At 72.1% G+C, this 22,471-nt stretch carries 19 protein-coding genes; 5 read left to right on the forward strand and 14 right to left on the reverse strand.

Annotated elements, in window-relative coordinates:
* Positions 1 to 90: 90 nt before the first annotated feature.
* The 4 genes from O7605_RS12515 to O7605_RS12530 form a co-directional block, all read right to left on the reverse strand.
* Positions 91 to 858 carry a 3-oxoacyl-ACP reductase gene (locus O7605_RS12515; protein ID WP_269739345.1) on the reverse strand — a complete coding sequence of 256 codons (768 nt, stop codon included), beginning with the start codon at positions 856 to 858 and terminating at the stop codon, positions 91 to 93.
* Positions 859 to 860: 2 nt separating this feature from the next.
* Positions 861 to 2,216 (reverse strand): aldehyde dehydrogenase family protein, encoded by a 1,356-nt coding sequence (locus O7605_RS12520; RefSeq protein WP_269739346.1) that lies wholly within the window; start codon positions 2,214 to 2,216, stop codon positions 861 to 863.
* A gap of 111 nt (positions 2,217 to 2,327) precedes the next feature.
* Positions 2,328 to 3,692, reverse strand: coding sequence for a glutamine synthetase family protein (locus O7605_RS12525; RefSeq protein WP_269739347.1), 1,365 nt, complete (start codon positions 3,690 to 3,692; stop codon positions 2,328 to 2,330).
* 94 nt (positions 3,693 to 3,786) lie between these two features.
* On the reverse strand, positions 3,787 to 4,047 hold the full coding sequence (locus O7605_RS12530) for a YciI family protein (RefSeq protein WP_269739348.1): 261 nt from the start codon (positions 4,045 to 4,047) through the stop codon (positions 3,787 to 3,789).
* Between the two features lie 59 nt (positions 4,048 to 4,106).
* Between O7605_RS12530 and O7605_RS12535 the strand changes: the two genes are divergently transcribed.
* Positions 4,107 to 4,769 (forward strand): Crp/Fnr family transcriptional regulator, encoded by a 663-nt coding sequence (locus tag O7605_RS12535; protein WP_269739349.1) that lies wholly within the window; start codon positions 4,107 to 4,109, stop codon positions 4,767 to 4,769.
* A gap of 214 nt (positions 4,770 to 4,983) precedes the next feature.
* Here O7605_RS12535 and O7605_RS12540 read toward each other — a convergent pair whose 3' ends face one another.
* The 4 genes from O7605_RS12540 to pcaF form a co-directional block, all read right to left on the reverse strand.
* Positions 4,984 to 5,484 carry a DUF456 domain-containing protein gene (locus tag O7605_RS12540; protein WP_269739350.1) on the reverse strand — a complete coding sequence of 167 codons (501 nt, stop codon included), beginning with the start codon at positions 5,482 to 5,484 and terminating at the stop codon, positions 4,984 to 4,986.
* A 106-nt stretch (positions 5,485 to 5,590) separates the two neighbouring features.
* Positions 5,591 to 7,747, reverse strand: coding sequence for a putative bifunctional diguanylate cyclase/phosphodiesterase (locus O7605_RS12545; protein WP_269739351.1), 2,157 nt, complete (start codon positions 7,745 to 7,747; stop codon positions 5,591 to 5,593).
* Between the two features lie 5 nt (positions 7,748 to 7,752).
* Positions 7,753 to 8,571, reverse strand: coding sequence for an SAM-dependent methyltransferase (locus O7605_RS12550; RefSeq protein ID WP_269739352.1), 819 nt, complete (start codon positions 8,569 to 8,571; stop codon positions 7,753 to 7,755).
* Between the two features lie 116 nt (positions 8,572 to 8,687).
* Positions 8,688 to 9,890, reverse strand: a complete 1,203-nt coding sequence (gene pcaF, locus O7605_RS12555) for a 3-oxoadipyl-CoA thiolase (RefSeq protein WP_269739353.1) — start codon at positions 9,888 to 9,890, stop codon at positions 8,688 to 8,690.
* A gap of 107 nt (positions 9,891 to 9,997) precedes the next feature.
* Here pcaF and O7605_RS12560 point away from each other — a divergent pair, with 107 nt between their 5' ends.
* The 3 genes from O7605_RS12560 to O7605_RS12570 are packed head-to-tail and all read left to right on the forward strand — an operon-like array spanning position 9,998 to position 12,771.
* Positions 9,998 to 10,963, forward strand: a complete 966-nt coding sequence (locus tag O7605_RS12560) for a glutathione S-transferase family protein (RefSeq protein ID WP_269739354.1) — start codon at positions 9,998 to 10,000, stop codon at positions 10,961 to 10,963.
* Entirely contained in the window at positions 10,956 to 11,675 is a 720-nt protein-coding gene (locus tag O7605_RS12565; RefSeq protein ID WP_269739355.1) for a DUF998 domain-containing protein, read from the forward strand. The genes O7605_RS12560 and O7605_RS12565 overlap by 8 nt, the downstream gene beginning before the upstream one ends.
* 28 nt (positions 11,676 to 11,703) lie before the next feature.
* Positions 11,704 to 12,771: an NADH:flavin oxidoreductase/NADH oxidase gene (locus O7605_RS12570; protein ID WP_269739356.1), complete on the forward strand. Its 1,068-nt coding sequence runs from the start codon at positions 11,704 to 11,706 to the stop codon at positions 12,769 to 12,771.
* 66 nt (positions 12,772 to 12,837) lie between these two features.
* Here O7605_RS12570 and O7605_RS12575 read toward each other — a convergent pair whose 3' ends face one another.
* Both O7605_RS12575 and O7605_RS12580 read right to left on the reverse strand, forming a co-directional pair.
* Positions 12,838 to 16,596: an ATP-binding cassette domain-containing protein gene (locus O7605_RS12575; RefSeq protein WP_269739357.1), complete on the reverse strand. Its 3,759-nt coding sequence runs from the start codon at positions 16,594 to 16,596 to the stop codon at positions 12,838 to 12,840.
* Positions 16,597 to 16,714: 118 nt separating this feature from the next.
* Entirely contained in the window at positions 16,715 to 17,554 is an 840-nt protein-coding gene (locus O7605_RS12580; protein ID WP_269739358.1) for a GNAT family N-acetyltransferase, read from the reverse strand.
* A gap of 272 nt (positions 17,555 to 17,826) precedes the next feature.
* On the opposite strand from O7605_RS12580, the gene O7605_RS12585 reads away from it, so the two are divergent.
* The gene (locus tag O7605_RS12585) at positions 17,827 to 18,408 is read left to right on the forward strand and encodes a PadR family transcriptional regulator (RefSeq protein ID WP_269739359.1); all 582 of its coding nucleotides are present in this window, start codon (positions 17,827 to 17,829) and stop codon (positions 18,406 to 18,408) included.
* A gap of 61 nt (positions 18,409 to 18,469) precedes the next feature.
* On the opposite strand, the gene ispG is transcribed toward O7605_RS12585, so the two are convergent.
* From ispG to O7605_RS12605, 4 genes are all read right to left on the reverse strand, one after another.
* On the reverse strand, positions 18,470 to 19,642 hold the full coding sequence (gene ispG, locus O7605_RS12590; protein ID WP_269739360.1) for a flavodoxin-dependent (E)-4-hydroxy-3-methylbut-2-enyl-diphosphate synthase: 1,173 nt from the start codon (positions 19,640 to 19,642) through the stop codon (positions 18,470 to 18,472).
* Positions 19,643 to 19,651: 9 nt separating this feature from the next.
* Positions 19,652 to 20,902, reverse strand: coding sequence for a M50 family metallopeptidase (locus O7605_RS12595; protein ID WP_269739361.1), 1,251 nt, complete (start codon positions 20,900 to 20,902; stop codon positions 19,652 to 19,654).
* Positions 20,902 to 22,113: a 1-deoxy-D-xylulose-5-phosphate reductoisomerase gene (dxr, locus tag O7605_RS12600; protein ID WP_269739362.1), complete on the reverse strand. Its 1,212-nt coding sequence runs from the start codon at positions 22,111 to 22,113 to the stop codon at positions 20,902 to 20,904. Before dxr ends, O7605_RS12595 begins: the two co-directional genes overlap by 1 nt.
* A gap of 91 nt (positions 22,114 to 22,204) precedes the next feature.
* A complete protein-coding gene (locus O7605_RS12605; RefSeq protein WP_269739363.1) occupies positions 22,205 to 22,348 on the reverse strand; it encodes a hypothetical protein in 144 nt (47 codons plus the stop codon).
* Positions 22,349 to 22,471: the final 123 nt, after the last annotated feature.

A 22,471-nucleotide genomic window follows, 5' to 3' on the forward strand; every position in this document is an offset into this window, starting at 1 on the left:
GCATCCGGCGGTTCGGACGCTGTTCAGCTCCAGGTGAACGTCGGTGACGGCGCGAGCGACCGAGAGTCGTCACCTGCTGTGCACGGGCGATCACAGCGGAGTGACGTACGCGCCGGTGATGCCGCCGTCGACGACGAACTGCGCGGCGGTCATGAACGAGGCGTCGTCGCTGGCCAGAAAGGCCACCGCGGCGGCGATCTCGGTCGGTTCACCGAACCGGCCCATCGGCACGTGCACCAGCCGGCGGGCGGCGCGCTCCGGATCGGCCGCGAACAGCTCACGCAGCAACGGCGTGGCCACCGGTCCCGGGCAGAGTGCGTTGACCCGGATGCCCTCCCGGGCGAACTGCACGCCCAGTTCCCGGGTGAGCGCCAACACCCCACCCTTGCTCGCGGTGTACGCGATCTGCGACGTGGCCGCGCCCATCAACGCCACGAAGGAGGCGGTGTTGATGATCGAGCCCCGCCCCTGCCGGCGCATGTGCGGGATGACGTGCTTGCAGCAGAGGTAGACGCTCGTCGTGTTGACCCGCAGCACCCGTTCCCAGGCGTCCAGCCCGGTCTCCAGGATGGAGTCGTCGTCCGGCGGGGAGATGCCGGCGTTGTTGAAGGCGACGTCCACCCGCCCGTACCGCTCGACCACCCCGTCGAAGAGATCGCGTACCGCCGCCTCGTCGGCCACGTCGGCCGCGACGAAACTCCCGCCCACCTCGTCGGCGGCCCGCTGGCCGGCTTCGGTGTCGATGTCGACGCAGACCACCCGGGCACCCTCGGCGGCGAACCGCCGCACGGTGGCCAGCCCGATACCGCTGGCCGCCCCGGTCACCACGGCCACCCGGTCCCGCAACCGTCCCTGCATGCTCACTCCTCGGTGCTGACGAAGACGTTCTTGACGTCGGTGAACGCGTGCAGGGCGTCCGGCCCCAGTTCCCGGCCCAGGCCGGAGCGCTTCATCCCGCCGAACGGCGTCCAGTACCGCACCGAGGAGTGGGAGTTGACGCTCAGGTTGCCGGCCTCGACGGCCCGGGCCACCCGCAGCGCCCGGCCCACGTCCCGGGTCCAGATCGAGCCGGAGAGACCGTACTCGGTGTCGTTGGCCAGCCGGACGGCGTCGGCCTCGTCGTCGAAGGGCAGCACCGAGACGACCGGACCGAAGATCTCCTCCCGCCAGTGGCGGTCCCCGGGCGAGTCGGCGAGCAGCACGGTCGGGGGGTACCAGTAGCCGGCGCCGTCGGGCCGGGAACCGGTGAACGCCACCCGCGAATCCTCGACGTACCCGGCGACCCGGTCCCGCTGCCCGGCCGAGATCAGTGGTCCCATCTCGGTGCTCTCGTCGGCCGGGTCACCCACCCGGAAGGCGTGTACCGCCGGTTCGAGCAGTTCGAGGAAGCGGTCGTACACCCCACGCTGCACCAGCAACCGGGACCGGGCGCAGCAGTCCTGGCCGGCGTTGTCGAAGACCGCGTACGGCGCGGTGGCGGCGGCCCGCTCCAGGTCGGCGTCGGCGAAGACGAGGTTCGCCGACTTGCCGCCCAACTCCAGGGTGAGCCGCTTCACCTGGCTCGCGCAGCCGGCCATGATCCGGGTGCCCACCTCGGTGGACCCGGTGAAGCAGATCTTGCGGACGGCCGGGTGGCTGACGAACCGTTCGCCGACCACCTTGCCCCGCCCGGGCAGCACGGTGAACACGCCCTCCGGCAGACCCGCCTGGTCGGCCAGCTCGGCCAGCCGCAACGCGGTCAACGGCGTCAGCTCGGCGGGCTTGAGCACCACCGTGTTGCCGGCGGCGAGCGCGGGGGCGAAGCCCCAGGCGGCGATGGGCATGGGAAAGTTCCACGGCACGATCACCCCGACCACACCGAGCGGTTCGTGGAAGGTGACGTCCAACCCGCCCGGCACCGGGATCTGCCGCCCGGTGAGCCGTTCCGGCGCCCCGGCGTAGTAGTCCAGCACGTCCCGGACGTTGCCCGCCTCCCAGCGCGCGTTGCCGATGGTGTGGCCGGCGTTGGCCACCTCAAGCCGCGCCAGCTCCTCCAGGTGTTCGTCCACCACCGCCGCGAACCGTCGCAACAACCGGCCCCGCTCCGCCGGACTCACCCACCGCCACCGCTGGTACGCCCGCTGCGCCCGCTCGACCGCCGCGTCCACATCCCCGACGGAGCTCTCCCCAACCTCCCTCAACACCACCCCACGAGCCGGGTCCCACACCTCACCCACCCACCCTCACCCCACCCTCTCCTCATCGATCATGCAGTTGTGGCATCTGGCAAATGCCATGTATCCCCGCACTTCAGGAGCCACAACTGCATGATCGCGGCTGGGGTGGGGTCAGAGGCGTTCGAAGCCACGGGTGAGTTCCCAGTCGGTGACGGCGGCGTCGAAGGCGGCCAGCTCGACCCGGGCCATGTTGGCGTAGTGGGCGACCACCTCCTCGCCGAAGGCGTCCCGGGCGACGTCCGACGCTTCCCAGAGGGTGAGGGCGTCGCGGAGGGTGCCGGGGACGCGTTCGGCGCTCGGGTCGTCGTACGCGTTGCCGGTGCACTCCTCGGCCAGGTCCAACTCGTTCTCGATGCCGTGCAGCGCGCCCGCCACCAGGGCCGCGATCGCCAGGTACGGGTTCACGTCGGCACCCGGCACCCGGTTCTCCACCCGCATTCCCTGACCGTGGCCCACCACCCGCAGGGCGCAGGTGCGGTTGTCGGTGCCCCAGCGCAACGCGGTCGGAGCGAACGAGCCCGGCTGGTAACGCTTGTAGGAGTTGATGTTCGGCGCGAAGAGCAGGCTCATCTCCCGCATCGTGGCGAGCAGTCCGGCGAGCACCCGTTGCCCGGTCGGGCTCAGGTGTGCCGGCCCGTCACCGAGCATCGCCGAGCCACCGGAGGTGTCCCGCAGCGAGAAGTGGATGTGGCAGGAGTTGCCCTCGCGCTCGTTCGGCTTGGCCATGAACGTGATCGACATGCCCTCCTGGGCGGCGATCTCCTTCGCCCCGTTCTTGTAGATGACGTGGTGGTCGGCGCAGGCCACCGCCTCGTCGTAGCGGAAGGCGATCTCGTGCTGGCCGAGGTTGCACTCCCCCTTGGCGCTCTCCGGAACCAGTCCCGCGCCGGCCATCTCGGTGCGGATGCGGCGCAGCAGCGGTTCCACCCGGGCGGTGCCGAGCAACGAGTAGTCCACGTTGTACTGGTTCGCCGGGGTCAGCTCCCGGTAGCCGCTGCGCCACGCCTGCTCGTACGAGTCCCGGAACAGGACGAACTCCAGCTCGGTGCCGGCGTACGCGGTCAACCCGTGCCCGGCCAACCGGTCCAACTGCCGGCGCAGGATCTGCCGCGGTGAGGCGATCACCGGACCGGTGCCGTCCAGCCACTCCAGGTCGGCCAGGAGCAGCGCCGTCCCGGGCTGCCACGGCACCCGGCGCAGGGTGCCGAAGTCCGGTTTCATCGCGAAGTCGCCGTAGCCGCGTGCCCAGCTCGACATCGCGTACCCGTCGACGGTGTTCATGTCGACATCCACGGCGAGCAGGTAGTTGCAGCCCTCGCTGCCGTTCGCGACGACCTGGTCGAGGAAGTACGGGGCGTGGAACCGTTTGCCCTGCAACCGGCCCTGCATGTCGACAAGGGCCAGCACCACCGTGTCGATCTCGCCCTCGACGACGGCGACCCGCAGTTGCTCCAACGTGAGCGGCGGCCTTCTCATCCGCGAGCCTCCATCACCAAGGTCTACCGGCCCGAGCCGATCACCGTCAACAAGACGCTCCGCCCGTACCCCCAACCACTCCCCCGGCAAACCGTCAGGGACCGACGACCGGTCGCCATCCGCGCACCGCGACAACGTCGACGCCGGCGGTGGTGAAGTAGGGATCGTCGGCCATAAGCCGATCGACCTCCGCCCGGTCGCCGGTGAAGACCAGCAACGCACCGGAGTCGCCGTCCCAGGGGCCGGCGAGGAGCAGCGCGCCCTGCTCGTGCAGCGCCCGCAACCGGCTCCGGTGGGCCGGCCGGGCCGCCAGCCGGGCAGGCTCATCGGTGAAGGCAAGTTCCACGCAGATCATGGCAAGGAGCCTAAGGACCAGGCAGTCGTACGGCTGTATCCCGCGATACGCTCCGCGAGATGGACCAGGTCGAACTGGCGGCGGTGCCGCTGTTCTCGATGCTCGACGAGGCACGCCTGGCATGGCTCGCCAACAAGTGTCCGCCCCGCGACCTTTCCCGGGGCGCCACCGCCGCCCGCGTCGGCGAGCCGGCCCGACACCTCGTCGTTGTGATCCGCGGAACTCTCTCGGCAGGCTATGACACCAGCCACGGCTCGCGGATCCGATTCGTGACGGTGACCGGCCCATGCGTGATCGACAAGGCAGCCGTACTTGGCGGCGGATCGCACACGGCGACCTGGACCGCGTCGACCGCCTGCCGGATCCGCCTGCTACCGGCGGACCACCTGCGAGATCTCATCGATGAGGTGCCGGCGCTCCGCGACCACGTCCTACGCCACCTGTCCGACCAGGTGAACCGCGACCGCCGGGCCCAGGTCCGCCGCGCCGCGCCGCAGCCCGTCACGCGGGTCGCCGCCTGGGTCGTCGAATCCATGCGTACGCGGGGCAGCCGGATCACTCTGCCGGGAGCGCAGCAGGGACTCGGTGAGGAGATCGGTCTGTCCCGGGTGACCGTCAACCGTGCGCTGCAGGCTCTCGTCGGCGCGGGTGCCATCCGGGTCGAGCCCGGCACCATCGTCGTGTTGGATCCGACCCGCCTCAGCTCCATGGATGGCGGGTAGGAGCGCCAGGGTCGCAATTGCGTTGCCGGTCGGGTGGGTCGTACCCCATGCTTAGGCCTGTGACCAGGCCCGATCGCGACGGGCCGACCACCGGGCCCTCGGAACGGCCCGGCCGCCGCGGCGGCGCGGGAAAGCGTCACCTCTCTCTCGGGTACGGCGTCGCGCCGTACCCCGACTCCGCCCCGCGCCGCTTCGGTCAGCACCGTGCCGCCGGTCAGGCCATCACCAGGCCGGCCACCCACAGGGCACCGATCACCATGCCGGAGAGGAACTCGACAAGCATCGACAGGCCCGCCGCGGCGACCGCCTGTTTCGTCGCCGGCCAGGCTAGTCGGGTGTCGCCGAGCCGCAGCCGCTCCATCGCGAAGATGCCGCCGACGAAGCCGATGACCAGCCCGACCACCGGGATCACGAAGAAGCCGACCAGACCGAGCACCGCACCGGCGAGCAGCGAGGTGGTGGGCACTCCGGCCCGCTTGAGGTTGCGGCCGGGCCAGGCGTACTTGACCACGGTGCCACTGACGGCGACCAGCGTCGCGGCGGCGAGTACCAGCCACCGGCCGGCTCCGGCGTCGCCGAACAGGGCCCACACCAGGACGCCGCCCCAGCACAGCGGCAGTGCCGGCAGTCCGGGCACCACCACCCCGGCCAACCCGGCGAGGATGGCCAGCGCGGTGATCACCGACACCGCGGTACCCGTGTCGGTCAGGCTCACGTCGACTCCCGTTGGCTCGGCACATCAGTTGGGCTCGGTACATCAGTTGGCTCGGCATGTCAGTCGCGCAGGGCATTGTCCCCGCGGGCGTCGACCGGGTGCTTCCTCACTCCGGCTCGCGGAGCCGGGCGACGATCGCCTCCGCCGGCCCCGGCGGGCCGAACAGCCGGCCCTGGGCGGTGTCGCACCGCAACGCCCGCAACCGTTCCGCCTGTACCTCGGTCTCCACCGCCTCCGCGGTGACCCACAGCTCCAACGCGTGGGCCAGCCGCACCAGCGCGTCGACGATGCGCTCGTCGCGGTGGTCGGCGTCGTCCGGCTCGGTGCCCCGGATCCCCTCGACGAACGGGCCGGCCAACTTCAGGCAGGTGATCGGCAACCGGCGCAGGTAGGCCAGGTTCGAGTACCCGGTGCCGAAGTCGTCCACGGCCAGCCGTACGCCGAGCGCGGCGAGCCGGTGCAGGGTACGCAGCGGCTCCCCCGCCGACCCCATCACCGCGCTCTCGGTCAGCTCCAGTTGCAGCAGTTCCGCCGGCAGTCCGGTGCTGGCCAACGCGTCGGCCACGGTGTCCACGATCGCCGGACGGTCGGCCTGGCGGGCGGCCAGGTTGACGCTCACCACCAGCCCGGCGTCCGGGAAGTCGGTGTGCCACCGCTGGGCGTCGCGGCACGCCTGCCGCAGCACCCACTCACCGAGCCGGACGATCAGGCCGGTCTCCTCGGCGAGCCCGATGAACCGGTCGGGACCGATCAGCCCCAGTTCCGGATGCTGCCACCGGACGAGCGCCTCGACGGCCAGCATGCGCCCGTCGAGCAGCGACACGATCGGCTGGTAGTGCAGCACGAACTCGCCCCGGTCGAGGGCCAGCGGCAGCCCGGCGGCCAGCGCCGACCGGGCGGTGTCCCGGGCGCTGCGCTCCGGGTCGTACACCGCCCACCGGTCGCGGCCCTCCGCCTTCGCCCAGTAGAGCGTGGCGTCGGCGGCCTTCATCAGCTCCACGACGCTGGTGCCGGCGACCGCCGAGTCGACGATGCCGATGCTCGCCGAGACCGCGAGCTGCTGGTCGCCGACGTGCACCGGCGCGGCGACGGCGGCCAGCGCCGACTCGGCCACGGCGATCACGTCCTGGACGGCGGTGACCCCGTCGACCAGGATGACGAACTCGTCACCGCCCATCCGGGCGACCAGGTAACCCTGGTCGGCCACGCAGTCGGCCAGCCGTCGGGCGATCATCACCAGCAGCCGGTCGCCGAGGGCGTGCCCGAGGCTGTCGTTTATCGCCTTGAACCCGTCCAGGTCGAGGAAGCAGACACCGACCCGACCGGGTGCGTCGGGCTGCTCGACCAGGCCGGCCAGCGTGTCGAAGAACAGCGTCCGGTTCGGCAGGCCGGTGAGCGGGTCGTGCAGTGCCTGGAAGCGCAGCCGCTGCTGGAGTTCGTACCGTTCGGTGATGTCCTCGACCACGGCCACGGTGAACCGGGGACGGCCGTCGTCGTGGCGGATCAGCGAGACGGCCAGGTCGGTCCAGACGGCGCTGCCGTCCTTGCGGTAGTACCGCTTCTGGACCCGGGCCGCGTCGTGCTTGCCCTCGATCAGTTCCTGGTACAGCTCCCACATGCCGGCCGCGTCGTCGGTGTGGAACAGCGACGCCACGTTGAGCTGCCGAAGCTCCTCGACGGGGTAGCCGAGCATGTCGGCGAAGGCGTGGTTGACGTCGATGATCGTCCCGTCGACTCCGGCGATGCCGATGCCGATGGCCGCGCCGTCGAAGACCGCCCGGAAGCGGGCCTCGCTGTCCCGCAACGCCGCCTCCGCGTCGTCCCGCGCCTGCCACATGGCGCGGGCGATCCCCTCCTGCTGGACGAAGGTCCGCTCCCGCAGCGCGCGGGCGAAGCCGGCCGCGAGTGCGCCCCGCATCACCGCGAGCCGCTCGTCGAGGCCGGGCCGCCCGGCCGTGGCGGCGAGCACGTCGGTCCGGAACCGCTCGCCGAGCGTACGGATCGACCACTCGATAACCCCCGGCTCGGTGAGGTGCGCGGCGACGAGTGAGCGTCCGACCTCCTCCGCCGCCGCTGCCGGTGGTTCGGCGGAGAGCAGCACCTCCGCCAGCCGGAGGGTGTGCCCCAGCAACAGCCGTTCGGTCTCGGCCGCGCTCAGCGGCACGAAACCCAGCCGGCGTACGGCCCGCGTCCAGGCGGCGGCGTACCGCTGGGCGCCGGCCGGGTCGACGGTGTCCCCGCCGGAGGCACCCACGGCGGCCATCGGGATCAGCCGGCGGGCCGGTCGTTCCGGGCGACACCACCGAAGGCACCGAAGCGCTGCCCGTCGGCGGTGACCTCGGACGGCGAGTCGGGTCGCCACAGCTCCATGTGCACCACCCCGGGCTCCACAATGGTCCAGTCGCCGAAGAATCCGGTGATCTCGGCCCGCGAGCGGAGGGTGATCTCGGTGGCGGTACGCGCCGACAGCCGTTGCGCGTCGAGCATCTCCTGCGGCTGGTCCTCGAAGGTGGAGTGGGAGATCACCAGGTGGCTGCCGGGGGCCGCCGCCGCGCGCAGGGTGGCCAGGATGTCACCGGGTCGGTCGGTGTCCGGGACGAAGTGCACCACCCCGGCGAGCAGGATGCCCAGCGGCCGGTCGAAGTCGAGCAGGTCGAGTTTGCGCGCCTCGGCCAGGATCCGTTCCGGGTCCCGCAGGTCGCCGTGGATGACGCCGGTCGACTCGTTGCCGGCGAGCAGCTCCCGACTGTGCGCCACCGCGACCGGGTCGATGTCGACGTAGACCACCCGGGCCTTCGGGTTCACGGCCTGGGCCACCTCGTGCACGTTGCCGACGGTGGGGATGCCGGAGCCGATGTCCAGGAACTGGTCGATCCCGGCCTCAAGCAGGGTATGCACGGCCCGGCGGAGGAACTCCCGCCCCGCCCGCATCGTCGCCGGCAGGTTCGGCGTCATGGCCGCGATCTGGTCGGCCAGTTGCCGGTCGATGTCGAAGTTGTGGGCGCCGCCGAGGAAGTAGTCGTACACCCGCGCCGCGCTGGGCCGGGAGAGGTCGATCTCGGCGGGAAGTCCGTCCGGCTGTTGCACTGGTTGCACCTCACGTCGTCGCCGTGGATCGTGATGCTGACCACTCTAAGCCGGTCCGTCGCGCGGGGGGAGATCCACAACGCTCTTTTCCTGATCCACCGTTCGGTGCCGACGGGTCAGGCGGCCTCCAGCAGCAGCGCGATGCCCTGCCCCACCCCGATGCACATGGTGGCCAACGCCCGCCGCCCGCCGCGCCGACGCAGTTCCAGCGCGGCGGTCAGCGCCAGCCGGGCACCACTCGCGCCGAGCGGGTGCCCCAGGGCGATGGCGCCGCCGTTGGGGTTGACGTGCTCCGCGTCCTCCGGCAGGCCGAGTTCGCGCAGCACCGCGACGGACTGGGCGGCGAATGCCTCGTTCAGCTCGATCACGTCGATGTCGGCGAGCGCCAACCCCTGCCGGTCCAGCAGCCGCCGGGTCGCCGGAACCGGCCCGATGCCCATGACCCGGGGCGGCACACCGGCCGCCGCCGTGCCGGTGACCCGGGCCAGCGGCGTGAGACCGTACGCCGCGACGGCCGCCTCCGAGGCGACCAGCAGGACCACCGCGCCGTCGTTGACGCCCGAGGAGTTGCCGGCGGTCACCGTGCCGCCGTCGCGGAACGGGGTGGGCAGCGCCGCCAGTTTCTCCAGCGAGGTCTGTCGGGGGTGCTCGTCGACCTCGACCAGCCGGGTCTCCCGCCGGCCCGCCGGCACGGTCACCGGCACGATCTCCTCGGCCAGCCGGCCGTCGGCCTGGGCCTTCGCGGCCCGCAACTGCGAGCGGTACGCGAACTCGTCCTGTGCCGCCCGGTCCACGCCGTACTCGGCGGCCACGTTCTCCGCCGTCTCCGGCATCGAGTCGATGCCCCAACCCCGCTCCATCAGCGGATTCACCAGCCGCCAACCGATGGTGGTGTCGTACACCTCGGCGGATCGGGAGAACGCGGTGGTCGCCTTCGGCATGACGAACGGCGCCCGGCTCATGCTCTCCACCCCGCCCGCGACCACCAGGTCCGCCTCACCGGCGACGATCGACCGGGCGGCGGTGGCCAGCGCGTCCAGCCCGGAGCCGCAGAGCCGGTTGACCGTGCTGCCGGGCACCTGCTCGGGCAGCCCGCCGAGCAGCGCCGCCATCCGGGCCACGTTGCGGTTGTCCTCGCCGGCCTGGTTCGCGCAGCCCAGCACCACGTCGTCGGTACGCGCCCAGTCCACCGACGGGTGCCGCGCGACCAGCTCGCGGATCACGTGGGCGGCCAGATCGTCGGGGCGTACGCCGGCCAGCGCGCCCGCGTACCGGCCGATCGGGGTGCGGACACCGGCCACCAGGTATGCCACGGTCATCGCGAGTCCTTCGGGGGTGGTGGGAAGGGCGGAACGGTGCGTCCGCCGGGTCGCGGGGACTCACCGACGGCCAGGATATCCCCGGTGGCTGCCGATAGGTTGTGGGCATGGCACGGGCCCAGTTCAGCGCGGAAACCAGCGGCGGCGGCGCGTTCGTCCGCCAACCCAACCGGTTCACCGGGCGGGTGACCCCGCACTCGACCGCACCGCCAGGCGGCGGGCCGGACGAGCAGGACCGCTGGCCGCTGGAGCCCGGCCGCTACCGGCTGATCTGGTGCCGGGCCTGCCCGTGGGCGCACCGGGCGCTCATCGTGCGTAACCTGCTCGGGCTGACCGACGCCATCTCGCTGGGCACCGTCGACCCGATCCGCGACGACCGGGGCTGGCGGTTCGCCCTCGACCCGGACGGCTTCGACCCGGTGCTGGGCATCGGTTTCCTCTCCGAGGCGTACCTGGCCACCGATCCGGACTACACCGGCCGGGTCACCGTGCCGGCGCTGGTGGACACCCGGACCGGCCGGGTGGTCACCAACGACTACCCGCAGCTGACCCTGGACCTGTCCACCGAGTGGCGGCGGCTGCACGCTCCCGGCGCGCCGGACCTCTACCCGGTCCAGCTGCGCCCGGAGATGGACACACTGATGGCCGAGATCCACCGGGACGTCAACAACGGCGTCTACCGGTGTGGCTTCGCCACCAGCCAGCAGGCGTACGACGAGGCCTTCGAGGCGCTGTTCACCCGGCTGGACGCGCTGTCGGAGCGGTTGGCCGGCCGGCGCTACCTGATGGGGGACTCGATCACCGAGGCGGACGTGCGCCTGTTCACCACGCTGGTCCGCTTCGACGTGGCGTACCACGGGCACTTCAAGTGCAACCGGCAGAAACTCACCGAGCTGCCGGTGCTGTGGGCGTACGCGCGGGAACTGTTCCAGACCCCCGGTTTCGGGGAGACCGTCGACTTCGACCACATCAAGCGGCACTACTACGCCACCCATCACGAGATCAACCCGACCGGGATCGTCCCGCTCGGGCCGGACCTGCACGGCTGGACGACGCCGCACGGGCGTGGCTGAGCCGCCGGCCACGGTCCGACGGCTGGTGCGGCGCGGCGCCGCGCTGGTCGCCGCGCTCTGCGCCCTGGCTGGCGCGGCTGCGGTGACACTCGCCGTGGTCGCCGGCCCAGGACCGGGCCTGACCGGGTACGTGAGTGAGGCCGGTGTCGTCGACAGCGACTATGCCTGGACGTACCGGATCGGAGTGTTCGCCCTGGCCGGGGCGCTGCTGCTGCTCGCCGTAGCGCTACGGGTCGGTGCGCCGCACGGCGACACGGCACTTCGGGCCGCCGTGACGCTACTCGTGGCGGCGAGTCTGTGCACGGTCCTGTCCGGAGCGGTGACGTGCAGCGCCGGCTGCCCACTCCCGCCGTTCGAACAAGCCACCGTGGCGGATCTGGTGCACGGCGGGGCCAGCATCGCCGCGACGGCGGCGGTGGTCTTCGCGATGCTGGCGGTCGCCTTCTCGCCGGTGGCGAGACGCCGGCTGCGGCGCACGGGCCTCGTCGCGGCAGCGGTGTCGCTGCCACTCGCGGGCGCGGTCGGTTTGGCGATGCTGCTGGTCGGCCGGAGTCCGCTGGTCGGGGTGCTGGAGCGGCTGCTGCTGACGGTTGCCGTCGGCTGGGCGCTGGCCACCGCCGGAGCGTTGGCGGTACGCGACCCCACGGTGGTGGCGGCGCAGGGTCAGCGGACACCGACCGTGCGCGAGCCCACAGCTCGCCGTCGGCGCTGAGGTCGCGCCCACGGGAGAGGATGGCGCGATGAGTTCGTTGTTCACGCCGCTGACGCTGCGGACGGTCACCCTGCCCAACCGGATCGCGCTGGCACCGATGTGCCAGTACAGCGCCGGACCCGACGGCCTGCCCACCGACTGGCACCTGGTCCATCTGGGCACCCGGGCGATCGGTGGCGCGGGCCTGGTGATGACCGAGGCGACCGCCGTGCTGCCGGAGGGCCGGATCAGCCCGCAGGACACCGGGTTGTGGTCCGGCCGCCACGTCGACGCCTGGCGGCCGGTGACCAGGTTTGTGGCCGCGCACGGCGCGGTGCCCGTGGTGCAGCTCGCGCATGCCGGCTTCAAGGCGTCGACGTACCGGCCGTGGGAGCCGCGCCAGGGTGGGGTGCCGGACGCCGAGGGTGGCTGGACGCCGGTCGGGCCCACCGGTGCACCGTTCGTGCCGGAGTACCGGGTGCCGTCGGCCCTGGACGACACCGGGATCGCCGATGTCGTCGCGGCATTCGCCGAGTCCGCCACGCGGGCGGTGGCGGCCGGCTTCGCCGCCGTGGAGATCCACGCCGCACACGGCTACCTGCTGCACGAGTTCCTCTCCCCGCTGACCAACGATCGGGCCGACGGCTGGGGCGGTGACCGGGCCGGGCGGATGCGGCTGACGCTGGAGGTGGCTCGGGCGGTGCGCGCCGCTGTCGGTGAGGACGTGCCGGTACTGGCCCGGATCTCGGCCACCGACTGGGTGCCAGGCGGCTGGACGGTCGAGGACAGCGTGGCCCTCGCCGCCGAACTCGCCGCCGCCGGGGTGGACCTGATCGACTGCTCCTCCGGCGGGGCCTCGCCATCCGCCAAGGTCCCGGTCGGGCGCGGCTACCAGGTGCCGCTGGCCGCTCAGGTCCGCCGCGAGGCGCAGGTGCCGACCGGCGCGGTCGGCCTGATCGTCGAACCGGAGCAGGCCGAGGCGATCATCGCCGACGGCGAGGCCGACCTGGTGCTGCTCGGCCGGGAACTGCTGCGCAATCCGTACTGGCCGTACCAGGCCGCCGCCAAGCTGGGCGCCGCGCCCAACTGGCCGGACCCGTACCTGCGGGCGGCCTGACCGGCGGGTCCGGCTGCCCGGTGACGACCGAGGGCAGCCGGACCCGTGCGGATCTCAGACCCGCTCTCAGCCGGCCAGGTGACCCCAGCGTCGGTCCAGGTCGCGCCACGGGCCCTGGGCGGCCACCGTGCCGGCGATGAGCACCACCACGTGGTCGGCCCGCACCAGCGCGGCCCGCTTCGAGGTGGAGCCGACCACGGTCACGCCCCGGTCCCGCAGCGCCTGCCAGAGCGCCAGCTCGGTGGTGACGTCGAGCGCGGAGGAGACGTCGTCGGCCACCAGCAGTTCGGTACGCGGCGCCAGCGCCCGGGCCAGCGCCAGCCGTTGCAGCTGGCCACCGGACAATCGGGTGCCCTTGTGCCCGATGAGCAGGCCGAGTCCGCTGCCGGTGGCGGCCAGGTCGTGGTCCAACTGGGCGGTGCTGACCGCGTGCGCGGCGTCCACCTGATGCCCGAGGGTGATGTTGTCCGCGACCGTGCCGGAGAGCACCCGAGGCAGCTGACCGACGTAGCCGACCTGGTTGGGGCGCAGGAACAGCTCCGGCTCGGTCACCGGCTCACCGTTCCAGCTCAGCACCCCGGTGTGCGGCGCGATGCCGGCGAGGGCCCGCAGCAGCGACGACTTGCCCGAGCCGACCGGCCCGACCACCAGGACCAGCTGCCCGCGTGCCACCGTCAGGTCCACGTCGCGTACGGCGGTGGTGCCATCGGTGTGCCGGACGCCGAAGCCGACCAGTTCCAGCCGCCGCAGCGGGGTACGCGGTGGCACCGTGGGGGCTGGGGCGGTGCCGGCGGCCAGGTCCACCCCGGGCACCCGCGCCGAGTACGCCTCGATCCCGGTCATCTCGGCCGTCCGTCGGGTCCACACCCGCGCCGACGGCACCTGGGAGATCAGCGAGGCGGTGGTCCAGGCGAACCAGCGTGCCGCGCCCAACGTGGCGACCGCGACCAGCGCCGCCCCGGCGGAGAGCCCACCGGTCAGGAACAACGCCCACACGCCGATCGGGAACAGCCCGCTGGCCACCGCCGGCGTGGAGCGCGCCCAGACCTGCACGGCGATCTCCCGGCGCTGCCGTTCGCTGCGTACGGTGTCGAGGTCGGCCAGGTGGGTCAGCACCGGTCGGGTGGCCCCGGCCAGCTTCACCGTGCGGGCCGCGGACAGCGTGGAGACCAGGGCGGTGGCGAAGGCCGCCCGCGCGGCGACGGTGTCCCGCGCCGCCCGCTCCAGTCTCGGGCCGAACGCCGTGGCGGCCAGCCCGGAGAGCACCATCGTGCCGAGGAAGAACAGTCCGGGCACCACGCTGCCGGTGATCAGGGTCATGGCGACCAGCAGGATCAGGCCGACGGTCTGGTCGAGCACGTTGTCGGCGAGTTGGACGACCCGCTCGGTGTCGCCGCCCTGGGCCACCACCTCGGCGGGGGTGTGCCGGCTGACCCGGCGCGGGCCGGTCTGGCCGTACACCAGGCGGGCGCTGATCCGCAGCATCTGCCGTACCCACCAGGCGGGGAACCACAGGTGGGTCCAGTAGTGCGCCGGGATGGCGAGGATCAGCCCGGCCGCGATACCGACGGCGGGCAGCCAGGGGTCGCCGGTGCCGTCGACCACGTCGGCCCAGAGCCAGGCGAGCACCGGCCCGTCCAGGCCGAGGATCGCCAGCACGGCGAAGATGCCCACCGCCGCCGCGCCGTACCGGGGGTCGTTGAGGCAGAGCCGGGCGATCTCCCGCAGGGTCCGTCCCCGGGAGGCCGGCCGCCGGTCGGCTTCGGTCGCCGCGTCCGTGGCACCGGCGCCGGCTTCCCGCCCGCCGACCTGTCGCCCCTCCGCCGGGTCGACCGGCTCCGGCCCGACGACCGGCGCGGGATCGCCCACCGGCAGACCTGCCTCGACGCCGTGCCGGGCGGGCAGCTCAGCATCGTCCGGCGGTGGCGAGCCGGTGCCGTCGCCGGTCTCGCCACCGACGGGCAGCAGCACGTCGGCGCCACGCCCGGCGGCCGTGCGGGCCCCCGCGGGCACGCCGATCGCGGTCGCCGGGCTGAACGTGCCGGCTGGTGTGGTGGCGGCCGGGTTGGCACCGACGAGCGCCGGCTCCGCCCAGATCCGGTCCGTCGCCGGCTCCGGCAGCAGCTCGGTCGCCGCGTCGACACCGTGCCCGCCCTGGTGGCCGGCCGCCAGCAGCTCGGCGAAGCGTCGCGACTCGGCCAGCGGGGCGGCCTCGACCACGGCGCCGTCGGCCAGCACCACCACCTCGTCGCAGCGGCTCACCGACGACAACCGGTGGGCGATGACGATGCCGATCCGGTCGCGCAGCAGGCGCTCGGTGGCCTGCTGCACCCGGGTCTCGGTGACCGGGTCGAGCCGGGCGGTGGCCTCGTCGAGGATCACCACGTGCGGGTCGCGGACCAGGATCCGGGCGAAGGCGACCAGCTGCTCCTGACCGGCCGAGAGCACGTGGCCGCCGTCGCCGAGGCGGGTGTCCAGGCCGGCCGGCAGCTCGGCGATCCAGTTGGCCAGCCCCAGCTCGTCGAGGGCCCGGGCGGCGGCGTCGAGCAGCTCGGGGTCGAACAGCGCCACGTTCTCGGCGAGCGTGCCGGCGAGGATCTCGGTCCGTTGCGGCACCACGGCGACCCACTGGCGCAGCTGCTCCACGTCGAGATCGAGCACGTCGCGCCCGGCGAGCAGGACCGTCCCCGCCGGCACGTCGACCGCCCGGGTGAGCAGCTTGGCCAGCGTGGACTTACCCGACCCGGTCCGGCCGACCAGGGCGTACGAGCGGCCCCGGACGAAGGTCAGGTCGACGTCGCGCAGTGCGGGGCCACGGTCGGCGTCCGGCCCGGTGCTCGGATAGCGGTAGGTCAGGTCGCGGATGACCAGGTCACCGTCGCTGGGTGCGGCACCGCCGCTGGGTTCCTGCGGGGCGGCCGAGAGCAGTTGCACCCGTCCCCACGCGCCGAGGGCGTACTGCACCTCCGGCACCATCCGGCTGACGTGTTCGACGGTCATGCCGAGGGAGAGTGCGAGCAGCCAGATCGCGGTGATCCGGGCGGCATCGACCCGGCCGGTGGTCAACGCCCACACCCCGCCGAGCACGACCAGCGCCACCCCGACCCGCGTCACCCCGGCCGCGACGGTGTTGACCTGCGCCGACATCTGCCACACCCGCAGTCCACGGCGCAACACCTCGGCCGCCCGGCGGGCGTACAGGCGCAGCACGTACGGCCGGGCCAGGCTGGTGCGTACGTCGTCCTGGCCGTGGATCGACTCCTCCATCACCGCCGCGAGGTCCGACCAGGCCGCTTCCTCGTGCATCCGGGCCGGGGCGATCCGGGCGGCGGGACGCCGCAGGGTGAACGCGAGCACGACGCAGAGCAGCAGCATGCCGAGCCCGGCCGGCCACCAGACGGTGAGCGCGACGAGCGTGGAGAGCAGGCCGACGGCCAGCGCCTGGGCCAGCCGTACGCCGGGGCCGCGCACGCCCGAGGCGACGTCGTACACGTCGCCGTCGATGCGGTCGAGCATCTCACCGACCGGGGTCGTCTCCAGCGCGGGCACGGGCTGCCCCAGCGCCACCCGGCACAGGCGACGGCGCAGGTCGGCGGACCAGTCGGCGGTGACGCCGGCCATCACCAGGCTCACCACCAGGTCGCTGACGACCGCCGCGACAAGCGCCACCGACAGCAGCACGAAGAACCCGACGGAGCGGTGCAGCAGCACCGGCCCGGCGAGCGCGGCGGTGGCCGCCTGGCCGATGCCGCCGAGCAGGATCAGGACGACCACCAGGGTCATCCGGCGCGTGGAGGTGACCCACAGATCACGGAGCAGGCGCATGCGTCGGTTCCTCCGGTCTGGTGGCGGAGTTTCCAGCCTGCTTCGCCCGGCCGCCTGACTCAACGCATTTTCGCCGGTGGCGGGGCGTGACGAAGGTCTCCGCCGACTTGGGGCCGGCTCAGAACAGCACGGTCGCCAGGGTGCCGACCGGGCGGAAGCCGCAGCGCTCGTAGACCCGCCGGGCGGGCAGGTTGAAGTCGTTGACGTAGAGGCTGACCGTCGGGGCGACCCGGGTCAGCGCGTCCGCGACCACCGCGGCCATCGCGGCGGTGGCGATGCCGCGTCCCCGCCACTCGGGTGCCACCCACACCCCCTGGACCTGCGCGGTGCGCCGGGTGACGACCGCCAGTTCGGCCTTGAACACCACCCGGCCGTCGACGAACCGGGCGTACGCCCGGCCAGAGCGGATCATGTCGGTGACCCGGCGCCGGTACCCGCGACCGCCGTCCTCGGCGAGTGGGGACACACCCACCTCCTCGGTGTACATCGCCACCGCGGCCGGGAAGAGCCGGTCGAGTTCGCCGCTGCGCACCCGGCGCACCTGCGGGTCGACCGGGACCGGGGGCAGCGCGTCGGTGACCAGCAACGGCTGGTTCGCGCGTACGTCGCGGGCCGGACCCCAGGTGTCGGAGAGCCGCTCCCACAGTTGCAGGACGGCGTCGGCCCGCCCGACGATCGAGGAACAGAGCCGTTCCTCGCCGGCCAGCAGGTCGGCGAAGGCCGCGATGGCCTGCGGGCCGGCCAGCACCGGGGTGAGGTTCCCGCCGAGCCAACAGACCGATTCGAGGTGCCGGCGGGAGCCGTACCCCAGCACCCGGCCCTCGGCCCGCCACCAGGCCAGCCCACGCGCGGCGACCCGCTCCGCGACCTGCGCGCTCGCGAACGGGTCGAGGTCGAGCAACCGCTCGACCGCGCGCCGTTCCGATTCCCCGATTTGCCGCACCGGCGCCGTCAGCACGGTTACAGCCTGCCAGATCCCTTCACCTTCCGTCGGCAGACACCAACCCCACCCCACCCCACCGCCAAACGCACCCACCCACCCCCACCCGCCACCGCCCGCCCCCGCTCGCGTTGATCAAGAGGTTTTCGCCAAATCCGGCGGCGAATCACGACGCGAACTTCTTGGTCAACAAGGCGGAACCCGGGCGGAGCTAGGTGAGGTGAGTTGTCGGCGTTGTGTTGGCGATATATCGTTGTTGCATCAGTGATAGTCCAAAGAAGGAGAAGGTCATGAGGTTCCATCGACGCGGGCATGGCGTGCACGAAGGGCGGATGCGGGGGTTCGGGTTCCCGCCGGGGCCGCCGTTTCCGCCGGGCGGGCACGGACACGGGTTCGGACACGGTCGGGGTGGCCGCGGACGGGGCCGGGGGCGCCGGCCTAACGTCCGCAACGCGGTGCTGGCCCTGCTCACCGAGCGGCCGATGCACGGCTACGAGATGATCCAGGAGATCGACTCCCGCACCGGCGGGAGCTGGCGACCCAGTCCCGGTTCGATCTACCCGACCCTGCAGTTGCTGGAGGACGAGGGCGTCATCGCCGCCACCGAGGAGTCCGGCGGTGGTCGCAAGCGGTTCACCCTCACCGAGCAGGGCCGCGCCGAGGCCGACGAGGCGGCCCAGACGCCACCCTGGGCGGAGGTCGCCGAGGACACCATCAACAGCTGGCACGACATCCGCAACGCCGGCATGCAGGCGATGCAGGCGCTACGCCAGGTGATGATGACGGGCACCGACGACCAGCGGGAACGGGCCGCCCAGGTGCTCGACGAGACCCGCCGCAAGCTGTACGCGATCCTCGCCGAATCCGAGTGACCCCGGTACGCGTCGAGGGCGGCCACCCGATGGATGGCCGCCCTCGTCCTGGTCGCGTTCGTCAGTGCACGGTGACGGTGGCGCCGGGAATCATGTCGCGCAGTTCCTCGGGCAGGTCGGCGCCCATCTCGTCGGCGAGCCGCAGCGCCTCCTCGATCAGGGTCTCCACGATCTGCCCCTCGGGCACGGTCTTGATGACCTGGCCCTTGACGAAGATCTGCCCCTTGCCGTTGCCGGAGGCCACGCCCAGGTCGGCCTCGCGGGCCTCACCGGGACCGTTCACCACGCAGCCCATCACGGCGACCCGCAGCGGCACCGGCAGCCCCTCCAGGCCGGCGGTGACCTCCTCGGCCAGCTTGTAGACATCCACCTGGGCCCGCCCGCAGGACGGGCACGACACGATCTCCAGGCCCCGCTCACGCAGCCCGAGCGACTCCAGGATCTGGTTACCGACCTTGATCTCCTCGACCGGCGGCGCGGACAGCGACACCCGGATGGTGTCCCCGATCCCCTCGGCCAGCAGCGCCCCGAAGGCGACCGCCGACTTGATGGTGCCCTGGAACGCCGGCCCGGCCTCGGTCACCCCCAGGTGCAACGGATAGTCACACTGCTCGGCGAGCTGCCGGTACGCCCGGATCATCACCACCGGGTCGTTGTGCTTCACCGAGATCTTGATGTCCCGGAAGCCGTGCTCCTCGAACAGCGAGCACTCCCACAGCGCCGACTCGACCAACGCCTCCGCCGTCGCCCGGCCGTACTTGGCCAGCAACCGCTTGTCCAACGAACCGGCGTTGACCCCGATCCGGATCGGCGTACCAGCGGCGGACGCCGCCGCCGCGATCTCCTTGACCTTGTCGTCGAACTGCCGGATGTTGCCCGGGTTGACCCGCACCGCCGCGCACCCCGCGTCGATCGCGGCGAACACGTACTTCGGCTGGAAATGGATGTCCGCGATCACCGGGATCTGCGACTTGCGCGCGATCGCCGGCAACGCCTCCACGTCGTCCTGACTCGGCACCGCCACCCGCACGATCTGACACCCGGACGCCGTCAACTCCGCGATCTGCTGCAACGTGGCGTTCACATCGGAGGTCAACGTGGTCGTCATCGACTGCACCGACACCGGCGCACCACCACCCACCGGCACCGACCCGACCATGATCTGACGGCTGGCCCGACGGGGCGCGAGCGGCGGCGGCGGCACGGGCGGCATACCAAGACTGACAGCGGTCACTTCAGGCACTCACTTTGGGAAGAGGGTGATCGGGTTGACCACGTCCGCGGTGATGGTGAGCAGGGTGAACACCCCACCGATCAGGATCACCACGTACGTGAAGGGCATCAGCTTGAAGTAGTCCACCCGGCCCGGGTCGGGCCGGCGCAGCCGCGCGTACAGCCAGGAGCGGGCTCGTTCGAACCAGGCGATGGCGATGTGGCCGCCGTCCAGCGGTAGCAGCGGCAGCAGGTTGAACACCCCGATGAAGAAGTTCAGCGAGATGAACAGCATGATGAAGATTTCCCAGGCGTTGTTGGCGACCGCCTCGCCGCCGAGGACGCTGGCGCCGACCACGCTGATCGGGGTGTCGATGTCCCGCTCGCCGCCGGTGATGGCGGTCCAGAGCGCGGGGATCTTCTCCGGCAGCCGCTGCAACGCCTGCGCGGTGGCCACCGCCATGTCGCCGATGAAGGTGCTGGTCGCGCCGACCGCCTCCACCGGGCCGTAGCTGACCAGGCCGGGGGTGCTGATGACCAGGCCGATGCCGAGGGCGGAGACGTCGCCGACCGGCCCGTCCGGGTTGTCGATCGGCGGGCGCTTGGTGGTGGCCAGCACTGTCTCGACGTTGCCGGGCTGGCCGTCGCGTTCGTACCCGATCTGGGCGGTGCTGCCGGGGCTGGTGGCCCGCAGTGTGGTGAGCAGGTCGCCGTAGTTGGCGATCGGGGTGCCGTTGATCGAGGTGATCCGGTCGCCGTCCTGAAGCCCGGCCGCAGCGGCGGGACTCGGCGCGTCACCGGTCTCGCAGGCCCGGTACGTGGTGTCCGGCAGGACGCAGTCCTGGAGGGCGATCACCGCCGGCTCGCTGCGGATCTGCTCCTCGGTGCTGGGAAAGTTCGGGTTGGGTAGGCCGAAGGTCATCGCGGCCAGCCACGCGGCGAAGATCGCCAACCCGAAGTGGGTCGCCGACCCGGCGGACATCACGATGGTGCGCTTCCACACCGGGTAGCGCCACATGGCGCGCTTCTCGTCACCGGGCTCGACGTCGTCGTCCTGCGGCGTCATTCCGACGATCTTGCAGAAGCCGCCGAGTGGGATGCCCTTGAGGCCGTACTCGGTCTCGCCGCGCTTGAACGAGAAGACGGTGGGGCCGAAGCCGACGAAGTAGCGGGTGACCTTCATGCCGAAGGCCTTGGCGGTGAGCATGTGCCCGGCCTCGTGCAGGCTCACCGAGACGAGGATGCCGAGGGCGAAGAGAACCACCCCGAACGCGAACGACATCAAGCTCCTTCCACCGCAGCAGCGATGATCTCCTGCGCGTGTGCGCGCGCCCAAGACTCGGCTTCGAGTACGTCCTCGACGGTACCCGGTTCGCCGAAATCGGGAGCCTCCTCCAACACGCGCTGCAACGTGTCGACGATGCCGAGGAACGGCAGCCGCCCGGCGACGAACGCCGCCACGCACTCCTCGTTCGCCGCGTTGTAGATTGCCGGCCGGCACCGACCGGCCTCCCCGGCCGCCTTGGCCAGCGCCACCGCCGGGAACGCCTCGTCGTCAAGCGGCGCGAACTCCCAGGTGTGCGCCGTGGTCCAGTCGACGGCGGCGGCGGCCTCCGGCACCCGGTCCGGCCAGCCGAGGCCCAGGGCGATCGGCAGCCGCATGTCCGGCGGGCTGGCCTGCGCCAACGTCGACCCGTCGACGAACTCGACCATCGAGTGGATCACCGACTGGGGGTGCACCATCACGGTGATGTCGGCGTACGGCACGTCGAACAGCTCGTGCGCCTCGATCACCTCAAGCGCCTTGTTGACCATGGTCGCCGAGTTGATCGTGACGACCGGTCCCATGTTCCAGGTCGGGTGGGCGAGCGCCTGCTCCGGCGTGACAGCCGTCAACTCGTCGCGCCGCCTACCGCGGAACGGGCCGCCGCTGGCGGTCACCACCAGCCGGCGTACCTCACCCCGGGTGCCGCCGCGCAGGCACTGCGCCAGCGCCGAATGCTCCGAGTCCACCGGGACGATCTGCTCCGGCCGCGTCACCGCGCCCTTGACCAGCGAGCCGCCGGCCACCAGCGACTCCTTGTTGGCCAGCGCGAGCGTACGCCCGGCGCGCAGCGCCGCCAGGGTCGGCGCCAGCCCGAGCGACCCCACCACCCCGTTGAGTACGACGTCACACGGCCACTGCGCCAGCTCGGTCATCGCCTCCGGCCCGGCCACGATCTTGGGCAGCTTGAACTCCCCGCTGGCCCAGCCCCGCCGGCTCGCCTCGGCGTAGAACGCCAGCTGGAGATCCTGCGCGGCGGACGCCTTGGCCACCCCGACCACGTCGACAGCGAGTTCGAGGGCCTGGGCGGCGAGCAGCCCGATGTTGCCGCCACCGGCACCCAGCGCCACCACCCGGAACCGCTCCGGGTTGCGGCGCACGATGTCGATGGCCTGCGTACCGATCGACCCGGTACAACCCAGCAGCACAAGATCACGGGGGGACGTCACGCCGCCCATTGTTACGCACTGCCGCTGAGCGCAAGGCAGGGCACCTTGTTGCGCCTGAGGTCGCGGAAGGGCGTCTCTGAAGGAAGGAAAGCTACTTCCCTTCCCGGTCCGCCTCCGGCGAGACCGGGCCTTCCGTCGAGTCAGCATCCTGCGGTGCCTCGTCGTCGAGCAGGTCTCCCGGGTCGACCGAGAAGTCGATCGACACCGCCGCCAGCGGTGACCACGAGACAACCACGCGAGACCTCGATCCTCGGTCCGTTGTTCTCCGGCAGCACGTACAGGGCAGCGCTCGCTGTCCACGGCGAGTCGCGGACGGCCAACACCTCAAAAGGCACGTGCCATCTTCTCCCGCTGCACG

The organism is Verrucosispora sp. WMMA2121, from assembly GCF_027460185.1.
In the GTDB taxonomy this organism is placed as follows: domain Bacteria; phylum Actinomycetota; class Actinomycetes; order Mycobacteriales; family Micromonosporaceae; genus Micromonospora; species Micromonospora palythoicola.

Excerpts from the sequence above, each read along its gene's own strand:
- O7605_RS12515 (WP_269739345.1), bottom strand. The coding sequence starts at position 858 with ATGCAGGGACGGTTGCGGGACCGGGTGGCCGTGGTGACCGGGGCGGCC.
- O7605_RS12525 (WP_269739347.1), bottom strand. The coding sequence starts at position 3,692 with ATGAGAAGGCCGCCGCTCACGTTGGAGCAACTGCGGGTCGCCGTCGTC.
- O7605_RS12530 (WP_269739348.1), bottom strand. The coding sequence starts at position 4,047 with ATGATCTGCGTGGAACTTGCCTTCACCGATGAGCCTGCCCGGCTGGCG.
- O7605_RS12535 (WP_269739349.1), top strand. The coding sequence starts at position 4,107 with ATGGACCAGGTCGAACTGGCGGCGGTGCCGCTGTTCTCGATGCTCGAC.
- O7605_RS12545 (WP_269739351.1), bottom strand. The coding sequence starts at position 7,747 with ATGGCCGCCGTGGGTGCCTCCGGCGGGGACACCGTCGACCCGGCCGGC.
- pcaF (WP_269739353.1), bottom strand. The coding sequence starts at position 9,890 with ATGACCGTGGCATACCTGGTGGCCGGTGTCCGCACCCCGATCGGCCGG.
- O7605_RS12560 (WP_269739354.1), top strand. The coding sequence starts at position 9,998 with ATGGCACGGGCCCAGTTCAGCGCGGAAACCAGCGGCGGCGGCGCGTTC.
- O7605_RS12570 (WP_269739356.1), top strand. The coding sequence starts at position 11,704 with ATGAGTTCGTTGTTCACGCCGCTGACGCTGCGGACGGTCACCCTGCCC.
- O7605_RS12575 (WP_269739357.1), bottom strand. The coding sequence starts at position 16,596 with ATGCGCCTGCTCCGTGATCTGTGGGTCACCTCCACGCGCCGGATGACC.
- O7605_RS12585 (WP_269739359.1), top strand. The coding sequence starts at position 17,827 with ATGAGGTTCCATCGACGCGGGCATGGCGTGCACGAAGGGCGGATGCGG.
- O7605_RS12595 (WP_269739361.1), bottom strand. The coding sequence starts at position 20,902 with ATGTCGTTCGCGTTCGGGGTGGTTCTCTTCGCCCTCGGCATCCTCGTC.